This window comes from Gardnerella sp. KA01001 (assembly GCF_049244025.1).
GTDB classification, from domain to species: Bacteria; Actinomycetota; Actinomycetes; order Actinomycetales; family Bifidobacteriaceae; genus Bifidobacterium; species Bifidobacterium swidsinskii.
In genome coordinates this window covers 1,659,416-1,678,828 of the sequence record NZ_CP058366.1, presented here as the reverse complement: position 1 = coordinate 1,678,828, position 19,413 = coordinate 1,659,416, and the positions used below count along the sequence as shown (strand labels likewise).

Annotated in this window: 5 protein-coding genes; all 5 read left to right on the top strand. The window is 41.9% G+C overall.

The window, feature by feature from the left end:
* Positions 1-669 precede the first annotated feature (669 nt).
* Positions 670-6,720 carry a Rib/alpha-like domain-containing protein gene (locus HXT59_RS06865; protein WP_421784325.1) on the top strand — a complete coding sequence of 2,017 codons (6,051 nt, stop codon included), beginning with the start codon at positions 670-672 and terminating at the stop codon, positions 6,718-6,720.
* Positions 6,721-6,992: 272 nt separating this feature from the next.
* On the top strand, positions 6,993-8,624 hold the full coding sequence (locus HXT59_RS06860; protein ID WP_421784324.1) for a SpaH/EbpB family LPXTG-anchored major pilin: 1,632 nt from the start codon (positions 6,993-6,995) through the stop codon (positions 8,622-8,624).
* Positions 8,625-9,292: 668 nt separating this feature from the next.
* Positions 9,293-10,438 (top strand): class C sortase, encoded by a 1,146-nt coding sequence (locus HXT59_RS06855; RefSeq protein WP_421784323.1) that lies wholly within the window; start codon positions 9,293-9,295, stop codon positions 10,436-10,438.
* A gap of 1,055 nt (positions 10,439-11,493) precedes the next feature.
* Entirely contained in the window at positions 11,494-17,580 is a 6,087-nt protein-coding gene (locus HXT59_RS06850; protein ID WP_421784322.1) for a S8 family serine peptidase, read from the top strand.
* A gap of 441 nt (positions 17,581-18,021) precedes the next feature.
* The gene (locus HXT59_RS06845; protein WP_102155368.1) at positions 18,022-18,780 is read left to right on the top strand and encodes an Abi family protein; all 759 of its coding nucleotides are present in this window, start codon (positions 18,022-18,024) and stop codon (positions 18,778-18,780) included.
* Positions 18,781-19,413: the final 633 nt, after the last annotated feature.

The following is a 19,413-nucleotide window of genomic DNA, read 5'->3' as shown; positions in this document are numbered from 1 at the left end:
TTTTTTTGCGCGCAAACGACTTTTTCTGTACACGGCTGCACAGTTTCTGTCGGATTTTCTTGCTGACGCGACGACCTGCTTTCGCGTTGCACAGTATATATAGCATGGCATATAGTGACGAATCTCACACAGTATATAGCGACGAAGCACACAGAATACAGCAGCGCAGCACACAACACACACAGCATATACCAGCACAGCATATAGCGGTGCGATGCATGCGTTATAACAACATGTAGTGCTTTGGGTTGGGGAAGTGGTCGGTTTTTAGACACGCCGAAGATGCGATTTTTGCGTTTTGGCGTCGGAAATTATGCGTTATAAATGCGTTTTACAGTAGATTTTTTAGCGATATTCGCGAATTATAGAAATTTTTTATATGCACAATTATAATACGTGTTTTGCTTGAAATCCTTCATGGGGGGGGGGGGTATAAATATTAGAGGCTTTTGGCAACCATGCTTGCATATAGGGCATAAGGGTATGTTATACTGACTACCTGTGGTTGGCTCTGTCTATGGTATTTGCAGTAGTGAGTGCACAAGATTTTAGTGCACCGAGCATTGGCATCGCATGCAGGTTGAGTGCGTGAAGTCTTAAAGATTAGAGAGTTGGAATTTGAGATATACTGCGGCTTGTGCAGCAGTGGAGGACTAGGAAGGCGAGAAAATGTTACCAGCAAAGTTCCGTGGATTCGCATCACGCGTGGGTCGTCTTGCGTCGCGCGCTTTGGTCTGGCGTAAGACCAGTGCTGATGGCGCTGTTCGTACTTCCAGCACCGCAGTTATTTCTTCCAGCAATGCCAATACTTTTGGCACCGCCAACACTTCTTTCGACAATGCAGTCACTTCCCAGCAGCGCAGCTACTTCCGGCAGCGTCACCATCGCTCGCGCACCATGCCCAGCACACACACTCTTCGTCGCGCGCTCTTCGCAATGTTCGTAGCCGCCGCCACCATAGTAACCATGCTCATAGTGCCGCCGGTAAAAGAAGCAAATGCAGCTAATGTTAGTTGGGATTACATTGGTAATGGATATATTTCTCCTAACTCTGTTGCGAGTTGGGATGTATATAGGGATTTCGATGTTCAGCCTCCAGATATAAATACAATAACCGTTAATGGAAAGAAAAAAACAACCATCACTTGGAATGTTCTTTTTAACGCAAATGGATGCAGAATTAAAAAAATAGAAAACCCAAATGTAGATTGTGATGAAAATACTGCTCTACATGCATATGATGGTAGACCTGATTTTTATCTTATTCTTCCAAAAAACATCAAGGATAATAGCATAAGAATTACAAGGTATCGTACAAAATTTGCTGGCTACAGTGGTAGAAGCAAAAAGTTTGTTTGGGAAGAACGAGGCAAAGATCAAATACCAAGCGATTTTAATGGTTATACTAATGCTACGCGCTTACCAGGTGATAGTGATTATGAGAATTTCTGGAAAGCATCTATTGAAAAATGTGGTTTAGGTACAGATGCAACATGTGAAGTAGATACATGGCGTCGAGCTGGTAATTTTGGTAGGTTATTTAAATCTTGGGAACAAGATAACGCTGTAGATTCTATTCGCTGGATTGTTACTGCAGAAGTTGAAGAAGGCAGTGACCCTTATAAGTTACCTTTTATGGCAGGTTGGATTTCCTACTATGGAGATAAGCATAAGTTTACAGTTTTTGGTCCGTATGATCATGATGGCGACGGCATACCAGACTTGGAAGAGTTTAAGTATGGTTTAAATCCTAAAAATAATGATGACATCCAATTCCCAGAGAAGTCTAAAAATGACGCTGTTTACGGTGAAGTTACTTCCGTGAAACCGTATATAAATACTGGTGAGTGGGTTGGTGATTCTTATAACGGCGATTTTAAATATTATAAGGACATGCCAAATCATGGGGGCAGAACTACGTCTGAGATGATTCCAACTGATGCTGGAATAGAATTTACGTTTAAAAAGAATGAAATTGGAAATCATGAGATACTTCCGGATGGTGTTACTAAGACTAATAATCCTAATAATATGCAGCCTGGTCAAGCATATATTAACCCAAAAACAGGCGAAGTTAAGTATAGTCCTAAGGCTTCTGATAGAAACAAAACTATACATTTTGATGTTCAAATAAACTATCCTGATCCTAAACCTAACAATTGTAAAATGAACAATTCAATTGTGAAGGTCAAAGGCGTTGATATACACGTTGTTTCGCAGGCGTCCCGGTATAACCCTTACTATGACGATACTACAGTAAAAGCTGGTGAAGAAAAGAATTCTCCAAATCCAAAAGACAGGGGAGGGAAGAAATTCCCATCTGGCACTAAGTTTAAGGCAGAAATTTATAATAGGTATCAAAATCCACCAACTTGGGCAAAGATTAATAACGAGTCCACTGGTGTTGTCACTTTCCACCCAAATAAGTGGGTTCCTGCTTCTAAAACTGGTCAGCCTGAGAAGAGACCTGTAGTTGTGCATTATCCTGATGGTTCAACTTCGAAGGATAAAGATTCTGGTAATCATGGTGATCCAGTTAATGCTCCAGTGTATGTAACAAGAGATAACCCTGGCACTGGTGACTTGCAGCTCCATATTCATAAGAACCAAAATGGTCAAGAGATTGACTACAACGATGGATTCGTATTCCGCAAGAATCGTGAAGTTAAGCCACAACCATGGATAGATTCTTGGTCAGTGCAGGAACCTGGCGATATTACTATTCGCTCTGTGTGTGCTGATACTACAAATCCTCTGAATCTTAAGTTTTATCTTAACGGTATTAATGGAATAACAATAAATGGTGAAAAACCGTGGCCTCATGCTACTGATGAGGAACAAGAAAAGTGCCGAAATGGTCAGGGCTGTGCAGCAAACAAATTATTTGATAGCACAGGCAGAACCATGGAGCGTACGCGTGGTAGCATCACAGGAAAGCCACTAAAGGTTGGCAATTACCAGTGCACTGTGTATGCTTTGAAGCCTAAAGCTTTGAAGAAATTTGAGGATGCTGCTAAAAAGAACAAAGATATTGAAAAGCAAACCGGTTCTCCTACCAATATCATTAATCCGGATACCTTCAAGGGTTTAAGAGAAGATATTGATTATACATCTAGGACTGTGCCAATTAAGGTTCACTCCGACGCGCATTATTATAACCCTCAATACGATAAGGTATATGTGCAGGCTGGTGGTAAGTCTAAAGAATCGGCTGCTCCAGTAAGCCATTCTGGTGCTAACGGCGTGAAAGGTAATGACAAGAGTCAACAGGAGCTTGTGCAGAATGGTACTAGGTTGCCAAAAGGCACTTGGTTTGAGCTAAGAACCTATCCTAAAGATAATGAACATGTTCTTACATGGTATAAATTTGTCAATAAGCAAAGTAACAAGAAATCAGGCAAGGATGAGCCTGAAGATAGTACTACTGACGCTAGATATGGCAAAGTTACTTTTTCTCCAGAAAAAACTGTAATGCTTGGTGAATATTTTGCTCCTGTAATTGTGCATTATCCAGATGGTTCCACTTCTGAAGATCCGGATTCTGGTAATCTTGGCAAGCCTGTATATGCGCCTGTAGAGGTAACTAGTCAACCGATCCAAAAAAATGATTTAAAGCTCAATGTTTATTCGCAATATGGCGGAAGACGAATTGAAAACAATGATAAAAATGGTATGCGTTTCCGTAAAGATGAAGTGTTAGGCGACGCTACTGGTAACACTAAGCCAATGTTCTTTGACTCATGGTCAAGTGCTAAGCAAGGAAAAATTTATCAGCGCATGCTTTGCTATAAAAAGAATCCACAAACTGGTAAACCTGAAAGCTATGAGATTGATGGTATTAATGGTCTGACACTTGCCGGTCGAAAAGGTAATACTACAAGCGGTGAATTTATTGATAAACAACCATCACAATGGACAAGAGCTACTGAAAAGAATAAGTATGAATGTACGGTTCATGGTAAAAACTGCAACCGTAACCTTTACTTATACGGTGATGAGCATGATACCGTAGAGCGCACTTGGGGTTGGTTACATGGCAAGGTTAAGGAAAATGGCGACTTTGTGTGCACTGTGTACGCTATTAAAGACCTTGAAAATAAAGATGGTAAGCATGGTGATTTACAAAATAAGTTTGATAAAGCTGTAAATGACTTTGTAAAGAAACCTGCTGATCGCAAGTTTGAAGAGGTTATTAAATCAGTCTTAACAGATAAGCCGGGTAGTGAAGATAGTCCTCAAGAAGCCACTCAAAGGCATATCGATTGGGATTCGGTAACCTTCCCAATTCATGTGCATAGTGATGCTCACTACTACAACCCAGAGTATAAGACTATTAGCATGGAGGCTGGTACCAAACAAGCCACTGAGGTGCCTAAGAGCAAGAAGAATGCCAACGATGCTAATACGTTGCAAGACGATGTGCGCGAAGGTGATCTACCGGACGGAACTTGGTTTAAGTTTAAGAAATCTTTAAGCTACACATTCTTTGAGGATGATCAAGATAATAAAGCTGACTCTGGTGATTCAGCTAAGAATGGCACGGGTCAGTTTGGCAAGGTGACGTTCCGACCGCACAAGTGGTTCCCTGTTGGTTCTGACAAAGTGCAGGTTATTGTGTACTATCCGGACGGTTCTACTTCTGAAGATCCGGATTCTGGTAATCTTGGTAAACCTATTTATGCGAAGGTAGACATTACGCGATCGCATGATGAGGATGCTGGTAATTTACGGCTGAATGTTGGCGATCGTGAAGGTAGCGGCGATTGGAATGATACTACCATCAAACTCACTAAGGGCGAGGAACTTAGTACTTCTAAAAAGACGACCCGTTGGCTTGATTCATGGTCCAAGTATAAGCCTGGAAAAATCAATTTGCGCACAATTTGCAATAAGATTAATTCAGACGGCACTAAGTCTCACTACCAGTCGGGCGGTATTGCCGGCATTAAGATGCAAGATGTAAAGATTTGGGATCATACTGAAGATGCGTCAGCGCAGAAAGCTTGCGAGAAGGATGCAAGTCAGTGCCACCCTGATAGGCAGCTGTACGACGATTACATTGCAAATGGTAACTCAAAAGATACCACTGAGCGTACTCGTGGGTGGATTAAAGGCAAGGCTAACGAATCCGGCGACTACGAGTGCGTAGTTTACGCGATTAAAGCAAAACAGTTTAAGAATGACAATAACGATTTGCTTGCTAGATTCGATGCAGCTGTTGGCGCACTTAACAAAGATGCAAGTAAGAATAACACTAATCCTTTGAAAGATTTCAAGTGGAAGCTTGATGGTAATAACGGCAACAAAAACGCGGTTAAAGGTGTTGACTACGCGTATCGCGCAATACCAATCCACATTCACAACGACAACCACTTCTACAACCCGAAGTATGTTGATGTGAGCGTTACGGCTGGTCAAAAGGTTGAGAATGCTGTGCCGCAAAGCGTTAAGAGAGCTAACGGTGCGGATAAATACCAGGATGCTGTGAAGGCTGGTGCGCTTCCGGACGGAACTTGGTTTGAGTTTAAGGATGCTACTCACGGATTTGAAGTAAATAATGACGGTACTGCTGGAAACAAGGTGTCTTTAGACTGGTCGTATTGGGCTTCTGGCAATGCTGCCGATAAAACTGGTGAGCAAAGCAATAAGCCTGACAATCCTTCCAAGCAAAAGAAGGGCAAGCACAGTTCCAAGGATGACGGCACTCGCTACGGCAAAGTGACCTTCCACCCAGATCAATCTGTTGCTCCTAAAGCGTACTTGAAAGAGATTGTCATCCATTACCCGGATGGCTCCACTTCGGACGACTCGGATTCTGGTAACAACGGCAAGCCTGTGTATGCGAAAGTTACAGTTGGAGACCTCAGTGGAGCTGAGAAGGATCTTAAGATGACATTGCTCAGATCTCAAGACGCTGATCCTGTTCATGACACGCTTGGTAGTGGTAATTCTCTTACCGTTATGAGCGGCACGAGCCTTACTAAGAATCCGTATGTGCTCGCGTGGAGCTTGAAGGATCGTAGCAATATTTCATTGCGTATGATGTGTGCTAAGCAAGGCGAGCAAAAGTGGAGTCGCGGGCTTGACGATACGCTCAATATGCACCTGAACCAGAATTATGGCGAAAGTGTAAAGCCGTGGGCTTTTGCAAATGCTGATCAGCGAAAGTCTTGCAGTCAAGACAGTAAGAATTGCATGGCTAACTTGCTGTATGGCTTTACGAAGGATAAAGATCCGAACAGCATAGAAAGTGCTGTGTCTCGCAGTGAAGACGATATTGCTGGCGTACCTCAAAAGGCTGGAAATTACACGTGCGCTGTGTTTGCGTTGAAGCCGAATGCGCTGACGGTGTTTAATAACACTGTTAATGGAAGTCTTATTGAAGGTAACAAGTATTCGTCTACAAATATGCAAACAACTCAGCTTGCCGGCGTAACCGTTGGAAAAGACTGGAACAGAATTGCTGTTAATGTGACCGTGATCGATCCGCCTAAATTCGCTCTGCCAAAGACCGGCGGAATGAACTGGAACGTGCTGCTTGGTGCGTTTGCTGTGATTGGCACGGGCGTGATGGCGGCTGGGTTCTTCCTTGAGCAAACCAAGTGGGGGCGCGCGATGCTCGAGGCGTTGCTGCGTAAGACACTGCTTAAAGATTTTATTTGCAAAACTGCCAAAAAGCTTCGCGCTTTAAGGCGACGTAGCGAAAGGTGGCGATGCTGATGAAAATTTTCTGCAGCTTAAAAACTGCAGTATCAACGTTCCATGTGCTGGCAATGGCATTACGCGTTACGTAGTGATGGTACACAGTGACGGTAATTATGCCGACATATGGTTCGTATTTAATCTTGCTGCGCGCGGCGCAAATCGTAGCCGCCGACAGAGTTCATGCGGCTTTGCGATGACTCCGCCGACCGTGCGCAACACAAAATAAAACAATAAACGTATTTTCCTCAAAACCTGCCCACAAGGGCACTGATATAAAGGAGAAGAAAGTGAATAAATTCACTAAACAATGCGTGGCGGCATTCGCCTCGCTCGCAATGGCTGGCACGCTGTGCGTCGCCGGTGCCGTGGTGGCAAACAGCTCTGCTTGGGCTGCGGATACGTGCAATTCTGGCGCGCCTTGGTCTGATGCTTGCAAGGCGCAAAAGGGTTCCATCACCATCATGAAATATGAGGATAAGGGTAAAGATGACACATCCACTCCTCTTGCTAATGCTAAATTCAAGGTACAAAGAGTTACGAAGTTCTCTTCGAATGATGCAGCAGAGCTAGATCTTACAAAATACAAGGATTGGGAAACTCTTGCTGCTAAGGTAAAAGAACTTAACACTAATCCTAAAGTTAACGGAATGCAATTTGATTCAAAGAATACACAGGAAGCTTCAACAGGTATTGATGGTTCGCATAAATTCGATGGACTTGCCGTCGGTCTTTATAAGGTAGAAGAAACACAGCCAGCACCTAATCACTCTAATGATGTGGCACCGTTCTACATGACTATTCCAGAAATCACTCATGAGAATGGTAAAAACATTGAGTATAACTACAATGTAACTGCAAAACCGAAGAACCAGAGCCTTGCTGGTAAGATTAAGAAGACTCTTGTTCATGGAGACAATGAAACATCATTCGTGGGTAATGGCGATACCATGACCTACAAGATTTCTGCTGCTGTGACTAGTAATACCGATACAGAACGTTCGAAGTGGACTAAGGATGATTTGAAGGGATACACTGTATTCGATCAGGCTCCTAAGAATGTATTCACTAGCTATGAACCTTCGACAGTTGTTAAGTCTGTAAAAGTGATTTACAAAGTTGGTGAGCAGAATAAATCTGATGATTTGCTTGCTAACTCCGTTAAAGAAGTTGATGCAAAGGACCAACAGCGTATTAAGGTTTCTTTCAATGAACCTGGATTAACAACAATCGCAAATGCAGCTAAAGCTGATCCTGATGCAAAAGTAGAAATTGAATTTGCGTTCACTATTAAGGATCCTACGAAAGTCGATGAAACGAGTTTCACCAATAAGTCTGGTTTTATTCCGGGACAGGGCAAGAATAAGCCAGTTCCAACTCCAGAAGTTCCAGACGATCCAGGCTCTAAAGTTGATTCTAAATATGGATTCTTACAAGTAAACAAGTACGATGGTACTGATTCCAGTAAGAATACGAAGGTTAAAGACGCCAAGTTCAAGCTTTTCGCTAAGAAGAATGATGCTGATAAGTGTGCTGCCGATACTAAAGCAACAGAATGTGCGAATGCTTCAAAGGTTGGTGAACTCACTACTATTGAAGGTGGTAAGTTTGCCAATCCTGTAAAAGTTGTTATCGATGATTCAACTCATCCATTCTACCTCGTGGAAACTGAAGCACCAGCTAATTATGAGCGTGACCGTCAAGTTCACATAGTCAAAGTTTCCGAATCATCTACAAGTACTGCCCCTACAACTATTGATGTTGCTAACGTCCCGACTAAGGATCACAACTGGTTCAACCTTCCAAAGACCGGTGCTGCAGGCGTGATCATCTTCGCGTTGGCTGGCATGTGCTTGGTTGCTGTTGGTATGTTCATCTTCTTGCGCAACCGCAAGAAGGATGAAGAGCAGCAGGCTGCCTGATTTGGGTTTTGATGCTCGCTGTTAGGTGAGTGTCTTGTGGGGTGCAGGGATTTATACTTCCTGCGCCCCACCCAATTAATAGCTAAAAATAACTAAATAATAAACTAATTCATTAGAGTTCTGCCGACGTTGTTTCTGTAGCTTTGCAGTATTGCTTTGCAAACGGCGATTACTTATTGCTTAGTGAACTTTAGCAGTATTGCTCTGCAGACGTTGAGTATTTATTGCTTAAAGAACACTAGCGTCATTGCTGCTGCACACACTACACCAGAAACCTCAACCTACGAACCCACCCGCAGCTTAATTTCGATACTCTAGTTGCACTTAGTAAACCACGCACTTTACGTAACAAACTTAACGAGTCTATGAGTTTTGTGTTGTGGTCTAATGTGGTAGAGTCTCAAAAGTTTTCGGGCAGAGCAATAAAAGAGGACTGAGGAAGCAACATTCTTTTAAGAACAAAGCAGACAGTAAAACCTTTAACAGTTAAAGCGACGAAGGACGGGAGTTGCGATGCTGAAAACTTTCGAGGCTCATTAGTCCGTTTGCAGAAAACACCAGTCAAAACTCATAGACGATACGTAAGAATATCGCAAACAAAATCGCAAATAAACTAAACCACATAACTTAACCAATTTAAGCCTATTAAACTCACGAAACGAGGAAGCATGAAATTAAACGATGCTGTTGCTAAAGTATATGCTTTCCTCAACAAAATCTCCCTGAATATCCCCATCGTAAGTAAGCTTCTCAAAAACCAAACAAACGCAACCCAAACTAACGAAACCAACTTAACCGAATCAAACGCAACCGAAAATAACGCAATCGAAAATAACGCAACTCAAACCCACGCAACCGAAGCAAAATCCGCCGAAAGTAATCAAAAATCTAAGCAAAAAACCAATCAAAAATCTAAGCTCCGCCGCATCGTCGAGCCAATCGCATTCGTGTTGGCAGGCATTTTGTGTTTCAGTTACCCTGTTGTTTCAACGCTTTGGAATAATCGCGTGTCGAAGGAGATTTCTAACGCGTACGACAAGTATAACCACGATCAGGCTGGTGACGTGCGCCGCGCTCACATTCGCGCCGCGAAGCTTTACAATAAAACTCGCAAAAATATGCTTACCACGGATCCGTATGGTCCGGATGGGCAAAAAGACATAACTAACACGCCTGAATACAAGCGTTATCTTAAGGCGCTTGAGGAGCCTATGGGCATTATCGGCATCGTAAAAATTCCGAAAATTGGTGTAAAACTTCCTATTTATCACGGCAGTTCGCAGGAAGTTTTAGCGCACGGCGCTGGTCATTTGTACGGCACAGATTTGCCGGTTGGTGGCAAGAACCGCCACACAGTTATTACCGCGCACACGGGTCTTGCGGATGCAACCATGTTCGATGATTTGGTGAATTTAAAGAAGGGCGACTACTTCTACCTCGACGTGCAAGGCGAAACTTTACGATACAAAGTGTTCCGCATCAGCGTGGTTGAGCCACACGATATTAGTTTGTTGCAGCGCGAAAAGGGGCGCGACTTGGCGACTCTGCTAACGTGTACCCCGTATGGTGTGAACTCGCATAGGCTTTTGGTGACGGGGTATCGTGTGCTGCCGGACCCTGTGAAGCCGCCGGATGACCACGTGCAATGGCCGCTTTGGATGACGCTATTCGTGGTTGCAATGGCGTTCTCATTGATTGTTTTGTCCATGATGATTGCTGCTGCAACGTCTAAGCGAGGGCGACAGCTCGACATTCGCGGCAAGCATTTGCTGATTCTTTCGCGCAAAATGCTGCGTAAGTTGCGTCGCGAGTAACGCGACGACTGTGCGGTGAGCGTTGTGACTGCGCGCGCTAAATCGCAGCGCTAAAGCAGGTCGTTACTAACGCAGTCACTAATCTGTACCAGTAACAAAAAACGGCAGAAACTTTACGCGCGTGTAAAGAAAAAGTCGGTTACGCGCGAAAAAACGGCAGAAACTTTACAACCGCGCGCAGTTTATGCTGCTTCCCAACTAGATTCCGGCAGAAACTTTACGCGCGCGCTGTGCTGCGCTCAAGCAGGTCGTCAGCGCACACCAGTCACAACCTAGTTTCTAAAGCACAGCCATACTAACCTGCCCTGCCTTCGTCAATCGAGACGAAGGCAGACCTCGCTTGCGTTGAAAGCATACTGTGCTTTCAACTCTGAGCAAGCTCGGCGCTCCGAGTTGCTTTCGCGCGCTAAATCGCAGCGCTCAAGCATGTCGTCGCGCCTGCGTTTGGAGAGCAAAAGTAGCGCCAACCCTCCAAACGTGAGATAACACTCGCGCGAGCGTAAAATTTAGGTCATTTACACCTATCGTCGGTTGGCTGAAAAATTTACGGTTTATATTGTGCAATGCACCAACATTAGTTGGTAAATCAGCAATATTTTTTTAAAAAACATTGTCAAAATGCAAGGTTGTTGAAAAATTCTGTAAATTATATGTTAACTACAGATTTTTTACATGTTACTTGTGGAAAGGTGTTTGCGAGAAAATGGCGTAATTTAGCCATTTTCCTATTCTAAATACAATTTTCTCAAATTTTATTTGCTAAATTAACAAGTTAAAAAAATTTTTTCTCTTTAAACAAGTGCTAGAGTATATGAAAAATATTTTGTTGCACTTGCAAAAATGCATCATTATTTGCTGTTTGCATGGGGGGGGGGTATGCCTCTTATGCGATATTTAGCGGAAATGATTCAAACCAGCGTAACAAAAATATTTACACCCGTATGAAAGATTTTGGCAGTCAGTATGAAATGTTTTGGCAGCTGGCATGAGTTTGTTATAGCTAGAACCGAAATTTTTCCGGGATAACAACCACCATTTTGAAGGAGAGTATGTTTATGAAGTTCAAACGAACGTCATATCTGACTCGTTTAGCAGCATTAGGCGTGGCTGCGGCGACGCTTATGGTACCGCTTGGGCAAGTTCCTGCGGCATTTGCAAAAAATGATAATGAAACTAAAAAAGATGGGAATGCACTTGTCTCTAAGATGCTTGATTCATCTTTAAAAGCTAATAGTGAGATTAAGTCTATAGAAGATTTACGCCATGTTAATCCAACTCTTGCTAAAGCTTTTGAGGATTACAGTAAAAAAGATCAATTTAATAAAAATTCAAATGCTCAAGTAACTGTTGTTGTTACGTTGAAAAATTATCGTTCGCAACTCACGGATGCTGACGAAAAAGCCAACATTCATGAGCAGAATGTTTTAATTAACCGCGTAAAGTCAAAGTACAATATGACGGTTCGTCGCCAAGTTGGTTATTTAATGAGTGCTTTTGAAGCTACTCTCCCTGAAAAACACGTTCAAGATTTGAAACGTGAGCCAGGTGTAGTTTCTGTCGCAAAAGAACGTTTATATCATCCAATGGAAAATTATGCTCGCGATTTACAAGGCGTGCAGACGGTGTTTAAAAAGCATCACCTCGATGGAACCGGAATGCTTGTTTCTATTATCGATACGGGCATCGATCCAAATCATCAAGATATGAAGCTTGACGATTCAGCAAAAAAGAATCTTCGCTTGAAGCCAACTGGTAAAGGAAATACAACAGATAAAGTTCCTGCAGGTTACAATTACGCTGATGAAAATACTAATTTCACAGACGCTAATGGTGAACAGCACGGTATGCACGTTGCCGGTATTGTGGCTGCTAACGGCGATGAAAATGGTGCTCCAGCATCTGAACATCATCGTGTTGATGGCATAGCTCCAAACGCTCAGCTGCTCGCTATGAAAGTCTTCTCAAATGTGCCAGGTTCGCATGGTGCTCGTGATGTTGATATTGTTGCTGCAATCGAAGATTCTGTAAAGCTCGGCGCAGACGTTATTAACATGTCTCTTGGCTCAGATAACGGTTTCGGTGGAACGTCAAGTGCTACTAGTGTCGCGTTAAAGAAGGCTCGCGAAGCTGGTGTGCTTCCAGTTATTTCTGCAGGAAACTCCGGCTTGAACTTCTCTGAAAGCGGTGGCATAGATGATAGTTTAGGCAAGTGGGATGATGCAACTCTCGGCTCGCCATCTTCTTATCCTTCTGCTTTCAGCGTTGCTTCTGTAGAAAATTCCAACATTACTCAGCAGTCTGCAAATTGGGTTGGAAAAGATGGCAAGTCACATACTTTGCCGTACAGCTATTCTATTGGTTCTTTAACAGATGCACTATCTCAGCATGAACTTGTGGATGCTAAAAAAGCTACTAAAGCTGATGTTAAAGATCTTGATCTTACCGGTAAATATGCTCTTGTAGAACGTGGTGGAATCAGTTTTACTGAAAAGTTTAATAATGCGATTTCTAAAGGTGCTAAAGGTGTGATTGTTTACAATCACGACAAAGATTCATCCTTATTCATAGGAATGGGCGGATTGGAGAAAATCAAAAATTGCTTTGGTGCATCTATTCCTCGTTCTTATGCATTGGAAATTAAAGCAGCATTAGATAAAGGTGAGAAAGTAAAGATAGCTTTCACTGAACAATTCGTTACTATCGCCAATCCGGATGATGGGAAGCCTTCTAGCTTTACTTCTTGGGGTCCAACTCCAGAATTTGATTTTAAACCTCAAATTGCTGGTATCGGTGGTAATGTTTGGTCTACGCAGAATGGAAATAAGTACACCAGCATGTCTGGTACTTCCATGGCTGCTCCAAACGTTTCCGGTCTTTCAGCGTTAGTGATGGAAAGCTATAAGAAGCGTTTCCCTGATCTTAAAAAGTCTGAAATGGCTACTCGTGTAAGCCAAGCATTAATGAATACAGCAAGTATTATTGGACATAAAGATTCTGCAGATAGTAGGAAAATTCCTTACGCTCCTCGTCGAATTGGCGCTGGTTTAGCTCAGGTCGATAAAGCTGTTGCTACTAACGTGATTGCAACAGTCAACGGCAATTCGTACGTTGCTCTTAAAAACGTGAATTCTAATCGCAACTTTACAGTTACTTTGCATAATTATGGTAAGACTCCAGTAAAATTTGCTGTCCCAGATCAGGATGTTGTAAATGAGTCTAATGAGGCCAATAAAGATACAGTAACCTCTATTAGTGATACTGAAACGTTGCAATCAAAAACGCGTGAAGTTACGGTAAAGCCTGACAAAACCGCTGATGTTAAGTTTACGTTAAGCCCAAATCGTTCTAAAGGCAATCATTATATTGAAGGTTGGGCGCGATTTGAATCGCTTACTGATACTCAGCCAGATGTTTCTGTGCCATATCTTGGCTTTGTTGGCGATTGGAACGATGAACCTATAATGGTAAAACCGGGAGAAAGCTATAGTGCAAGCCACAGTGATCTTACGACATCATTGCTTTCGGTAGCTGGTTTTATGGGTAAACTTCCGGTTAATAATGAAACGAAGCCTTATGTACTTGGCGAATTTTCACCTGCAAATAGAGATGGCTGGATGGATTATGTTGTTCCATCTATGGCTATATTCCGCGGTGCATCTGAAGTAAAATATTCTGTGTTGGATTCACATAATAAAACTAAGATTGTTCTTGGAACAGAACACAACGTGAATCGTTCTACTATTTCTAATGTTGGAGCAACCGATGGTTTAGCTGGAAATTTCGACGGGTCTGTGTGGAATCCAAAAACAAGTAGGTTTGACATTCTTCCTGATGGATGGTACACGTATCGTATTCAAGCTCGCTTAGGAGATAAGTTTGATTGGCAAACTTATGACATGAAGGTAGCAATCGATAATCATGGACCTAAAGTCACAGTATCTGATCGTGATGCTAACGGCAATGTGAAGATTGTTATTAGTGATGAGTTAAGCCCTGATCCTGGCGTACCAACTATTCATCTTCCTGGTGTAAAGGATGCCTTGAACTATGGTGATGAAGACACTCAATGCCCGTTGAATGAAGCAACTCGTACGCGAGTGTGCAAGACTATTCACATTGGTAATGAAGCTCAATACATAGATGTGCTTGTTCGAGACAATGCTATGAATTCAACTGAGGTTAAAAAGGTATTCGACACATATGCTGTGAAGAAACCGGATGGTTCAGAAGAATCTAAGAAGAACAAGAAGTTTATTATTCCAAATGAACAAAAACTTACTTCTCAACAAATTAAAGCTAATGCTCTAGAAGAAAGTAAGACCGACCCAGATATTAATGGTAAGTTCTATCTTGAGGGATATCTCACTAAAGATGTTGCTTCTATAAAAGCTTATGTGACTCCTGAAGGCGGTAAAAAGCAGGAAGTCAAATTAGCTAAAAAGCGCAAGGGTGAGAATACTTTCTATGCGTTTGTGCCACTGAAAAATGGTGAAAATACTGTGATGCTTAAAGCTTTTGATAGTAAGGGTGACCGTATTGGCAATAAGAAACTTGTTTTAAAGTTTAATGCACAAACACCTAAGATTACTGTTGATGGTCTTGACAACAAGGGTAATTTGCCTGTAGCTGCAGATGGTAAAGTAACTGTTGCTGGTAAAGTAACTGATACTCCTGGAGATACTGTAAAGCTAAAGCTTACTTATCAAAAGGCTGCTGACAACACTACTCCAGCTAATGCAGTTGCTGATTCTGTGAACAATCATGCTTCTGGTTCTGCCTCTGAATCTACTACTAAAGCTGTTTCTGGTGCTAATACAACTTCAGCAGCGAATATTAATGCAAATGTGAAGCAAGCAGATATAGCTGCAGCTAGTAAAGAAACTGAAGAAGTAGTAACTGTTGGTAAAGACGGTAGCTTCAAAACAGTTATTACTCCTGCCGCTAAAGCTGTTATGGTAACTCTTGTAGCTACTGATTCTGCTGAAAACACTACAACTATAGGTTTGGCTCTCGCTGGTCGTTCAACTCCTACGCCTAAACCTGCAGCTGCAACAAAAGATTTCATGCTTACTAATGCTGGCTCTATGGGTTCTTATGCGTGGTTAATTCATAAGAAGAATAATGGTCCAGACGTTATTGGCACTGATTACTTTGTTGCTCAAGGTGATGTGAGTTCCAAAGTGACTAGCGTGGTGTTTACTCCAGCTTCGCGTTTTGATGCTACAACTAAGAATCTTGTAACTCCAAACCCATTGCGTGCTGAAATTAAGAACGGAAAGTTTAGTGTAAAGCTTCCAATGCATCCGGGTATAAATGATTTCCGCTTGCAGGTGAACACTAAATCAACTGACGAAGATGCTGATGAAGACGATGAAACGAATGTAATCGATACTCCTGCAGCATTCTACTTCGACATTACGCCTCCAACAGCACATTTCGATACTCCAAAACTGTATGGTCACACGTTGTTCACTAATCGTGACACAGTGACTTTCAGTGGAAATGTATCAGATGATGCTTTCGGTCAAAGTTTGCGAATTAATAATGATTCTGTAGGTGATTTCTACACTTTGGACACGAATGGTAAAGAAACAACTCGTCGCCAATTCTCAACTGACATTCAAGTAGACAATGGTGATAAGTTGCTGCTGCACTTAAGTGATCAGGTTGAATCTCATTTACTTGGTGTGATTCCAGTTGTTCTTGATGAAGTTGATCCTACTGTTAAAGCAGGTTTGGTTGAAGGCGAAGAAATCACTGATGGTCACGAAATTACTGTTAAAGCAGAAGATGATAATTTGAAGTCTTTGCGCGTTATGGTTGATGGTCATCCAGTAGCGTATACGGAAAATTATCTTCCAACTACAGCAGTAGAGGACACATTAGTGGATGTTTCTAAGGTTAACGATAATCCAACTCCAGATAAGCCAAGTTCTACAACATTAACGTTGAAGATTCCTACTAAGAAGTTGGTTGATGGTACTCACACTATCACTATTGAGGCGACCGATTTTGCTGGTAATACAGCAAGTGACGCAAGTAATAATGCAAATGGAGCTACTGCATATACATTCACGGTGAAGAATGGTGTGAAGCCTGGTGAGAATCCAACGAAGCCAAGTAATTCAGGAACCAAGGATGAGTCAACTCAAACTGATTCTGCACCAATTCCTCCTGCTTCTACAAAAAAGATCCAAAAGTCTCTTGCTGGATTAGAAACCAAGAATGTCACAGCTGGAAAGGAAGTAAAGATTTATGTTTCTGGACAGCCTGAAGCTGTGAAGAAAGCCAAATCCGGTGATCGCATGTATGCGTTCATTTACTCTGATCCTAAGGATCTTAAGGGTGAAGATGGTCATGAATATGTGACAGTGCATACTGATGAAAACGGTAAGTACTATTTCAAGGCTTTGATTCCTAGCGGATATTCAGGTAAGCACACAATCTTACTTATGGATGCAAATGGTAACCAGATTGCTTCTGGAGAGGTATCTGTATCTTCCTCTGCTTCTTCTGATAGTGGCAGCCAAACTGGTTCTGATAATAAGAATAATCAGAACCAGAGTGGTAGCGGTAATGCTGGTAATACTGGTAATACTGGTAATAGCGAAGGTGGAAGCACGGGTCACGGTAACGGTAGTGGCAACAACGGTGGCAGCACTAGCGGTAATGCAAGCGGTAATACTAGCGGTAATACTAGCGGTAATGCCAGCGGTGATACCAACAATAATAGCCGCGGTGGTAATCATGGCGGTAGCCACAGCTCTAACCACGGCGGTAATCATGGTGGAAAATCCTTTACTACTGGAGGTAATTCCAGTAATAATTCGGAGTCGTCCTCAAAGGATGATGCGGATTCTACTAATGCGGGCGCATCCGCTGCATCCGGCGATGCCGCTGCCAATGGCAACGCAAGTTCTTCCAATGGCAACGCAGGTGCTGCATCTGGCAACGCTGCTGCAAAGCAGAAGGCTGCTGAAAAGGAGCAGGCTGACGCTAAGTCTGCCGCCAAGAAGATGACTTCTGATTTGGCGATGACTGGTAGCAGTGTGATTGGCATGGTTGTGACGTTTATGGTATTGCTTGCAAGCGGTGCTGTAACGTTTAAAACTCGCCGCCATCATACGCACACAAGCAAGTAAATAAACAAAATAAGTAAATAACATAAATAAACAAAGAGCACTTTTCATCTTCTAGTAAGATGGGAGTGCTCTTTTTGTATGTAATATATTTTGGAGAATAATCCATAGTTTGTTTTACATATTAATTTGCTTCATCATTCATTCACGTGGATACTCGTTCGCTCTCCAAATGCGAGACAAGTTCCCCGTATTTGGAGCAAAACACAACCTAAAACCCTCCAAATGTGAGAAACTTTCCTCGCTTTTGGAGTACCACACAAACCTACGTTTAGTAAACCCACCATCCAAAAACAACTGAGCTCTTGTTCTAAACAAACAAGAGCTCAATGAAATCACGTGTAGGAGCAACCTACACAGGTAAATTAGAGTCTACCACATCCCCTTAGAATTTGCGTTTGTCATGTTATATTTCGTGGCGAATGTCAAACTAAATGTGCAATAATGTACAATATTTTCATGTCTGCTAATACATTTTTTACTTTGCAAGAAGCGCAACAATTTTGTGGCGTGGCTAGATTTAATCGTTATATGCGCGATGCAAATAATGATTTAGGTACAGCTATGCTTATATGCAAATCGAATCATGAATTAGCAGGAATATTGCATGAGCAGATTGGATACGTAGAAATATGCGTGCGTAATTCAATTGATTTAGAACTTCGTAAACTTGCGTTGAAAGAAAAGCAAAATGAGGAATGGACCAATCCTCTGTATACGCCAGATTTGGTTAAAGATTTGATTGAAAATCAAATCAAGCAAGCGAGAGAAATTGCAGTTCACTCGCATGATGGTAGAAGCGTAAATCATGATGACATTTTATCTAAACTCATGTGGGGAACATGGGTAAAGCTTGTTGGATCTTCGGAAACAAAAAATAGCAATCGCATTCAACAAAAACTTTGGAAAGATGCTGTAGGCAATGCGTTTCCATTTGTGAACTGTTCAAAAATGAATAAAGAGTACGATGAGGATAGAAGAATAATAGCAAAAAATCTTATTTATATTAAAGAGATTAGGAATAAAGCAGCTCATTTTGATAATTTATATAACATAGCTAGGGGAAAGAGGAATCTTACGAACGCACTGTTTACGCTACTTCATGCGGTTAATAAGTCGTTTACAACTGGATGGATTGATCCCTCAAAAATACGTAAAGCTGCTAATAAATATTTGGAACTGATGATTGGTGTTGATGATTAATACTGATGATTGGTGTTGATGAAGTAAACGGTATGAAAGCAAATGCGTAAGTTGCGCGAACTGCCTGCCTGAGCGCGCGCAATGCTGCGCTCAAGCAAGTCGTCGCGCCCGTGTTTGGAGGTCTTTGGTGGGTTTTTGCTCAAATCGAGGTAACGCTCTCACCGTGTAAAGTTTCGGTCAGTTGCGCATATCGTCGGTTGGCTGAAAAATTTACGGTTTATATTGCGCAACGCACTAACATTTGTTGGTAAACAGCAATATTTTTTTAAAAAACATTGTCAAAATGCAAGGTTGTTGAAAAATTCTGTAAATTATATGTTAACTACAGATTTTTTACATGTTACTTGTGGAAAAGTGTTTGCGAGGAAATGGCGTAATTTAGCCATTTCTCTATTCGAGATATAATTTTTTCAAATTTTATTTGTGAAATTAATAAGTTAAAAAAATTTTTTCTCTTTAAACAAGTGCTAGAGTATATGAAAAATATTTTGTTGCACTTGCAAAAATACACCATTATTTGCTGTTTGCATGGGGGGGGGGTATATCTCTTATGCGATATTTAGCGGAAACGATTCAAACTAGCGTAACAAAAATATTTACACCCGCATGAAAAATTTTGGCAGCCAGTATGAA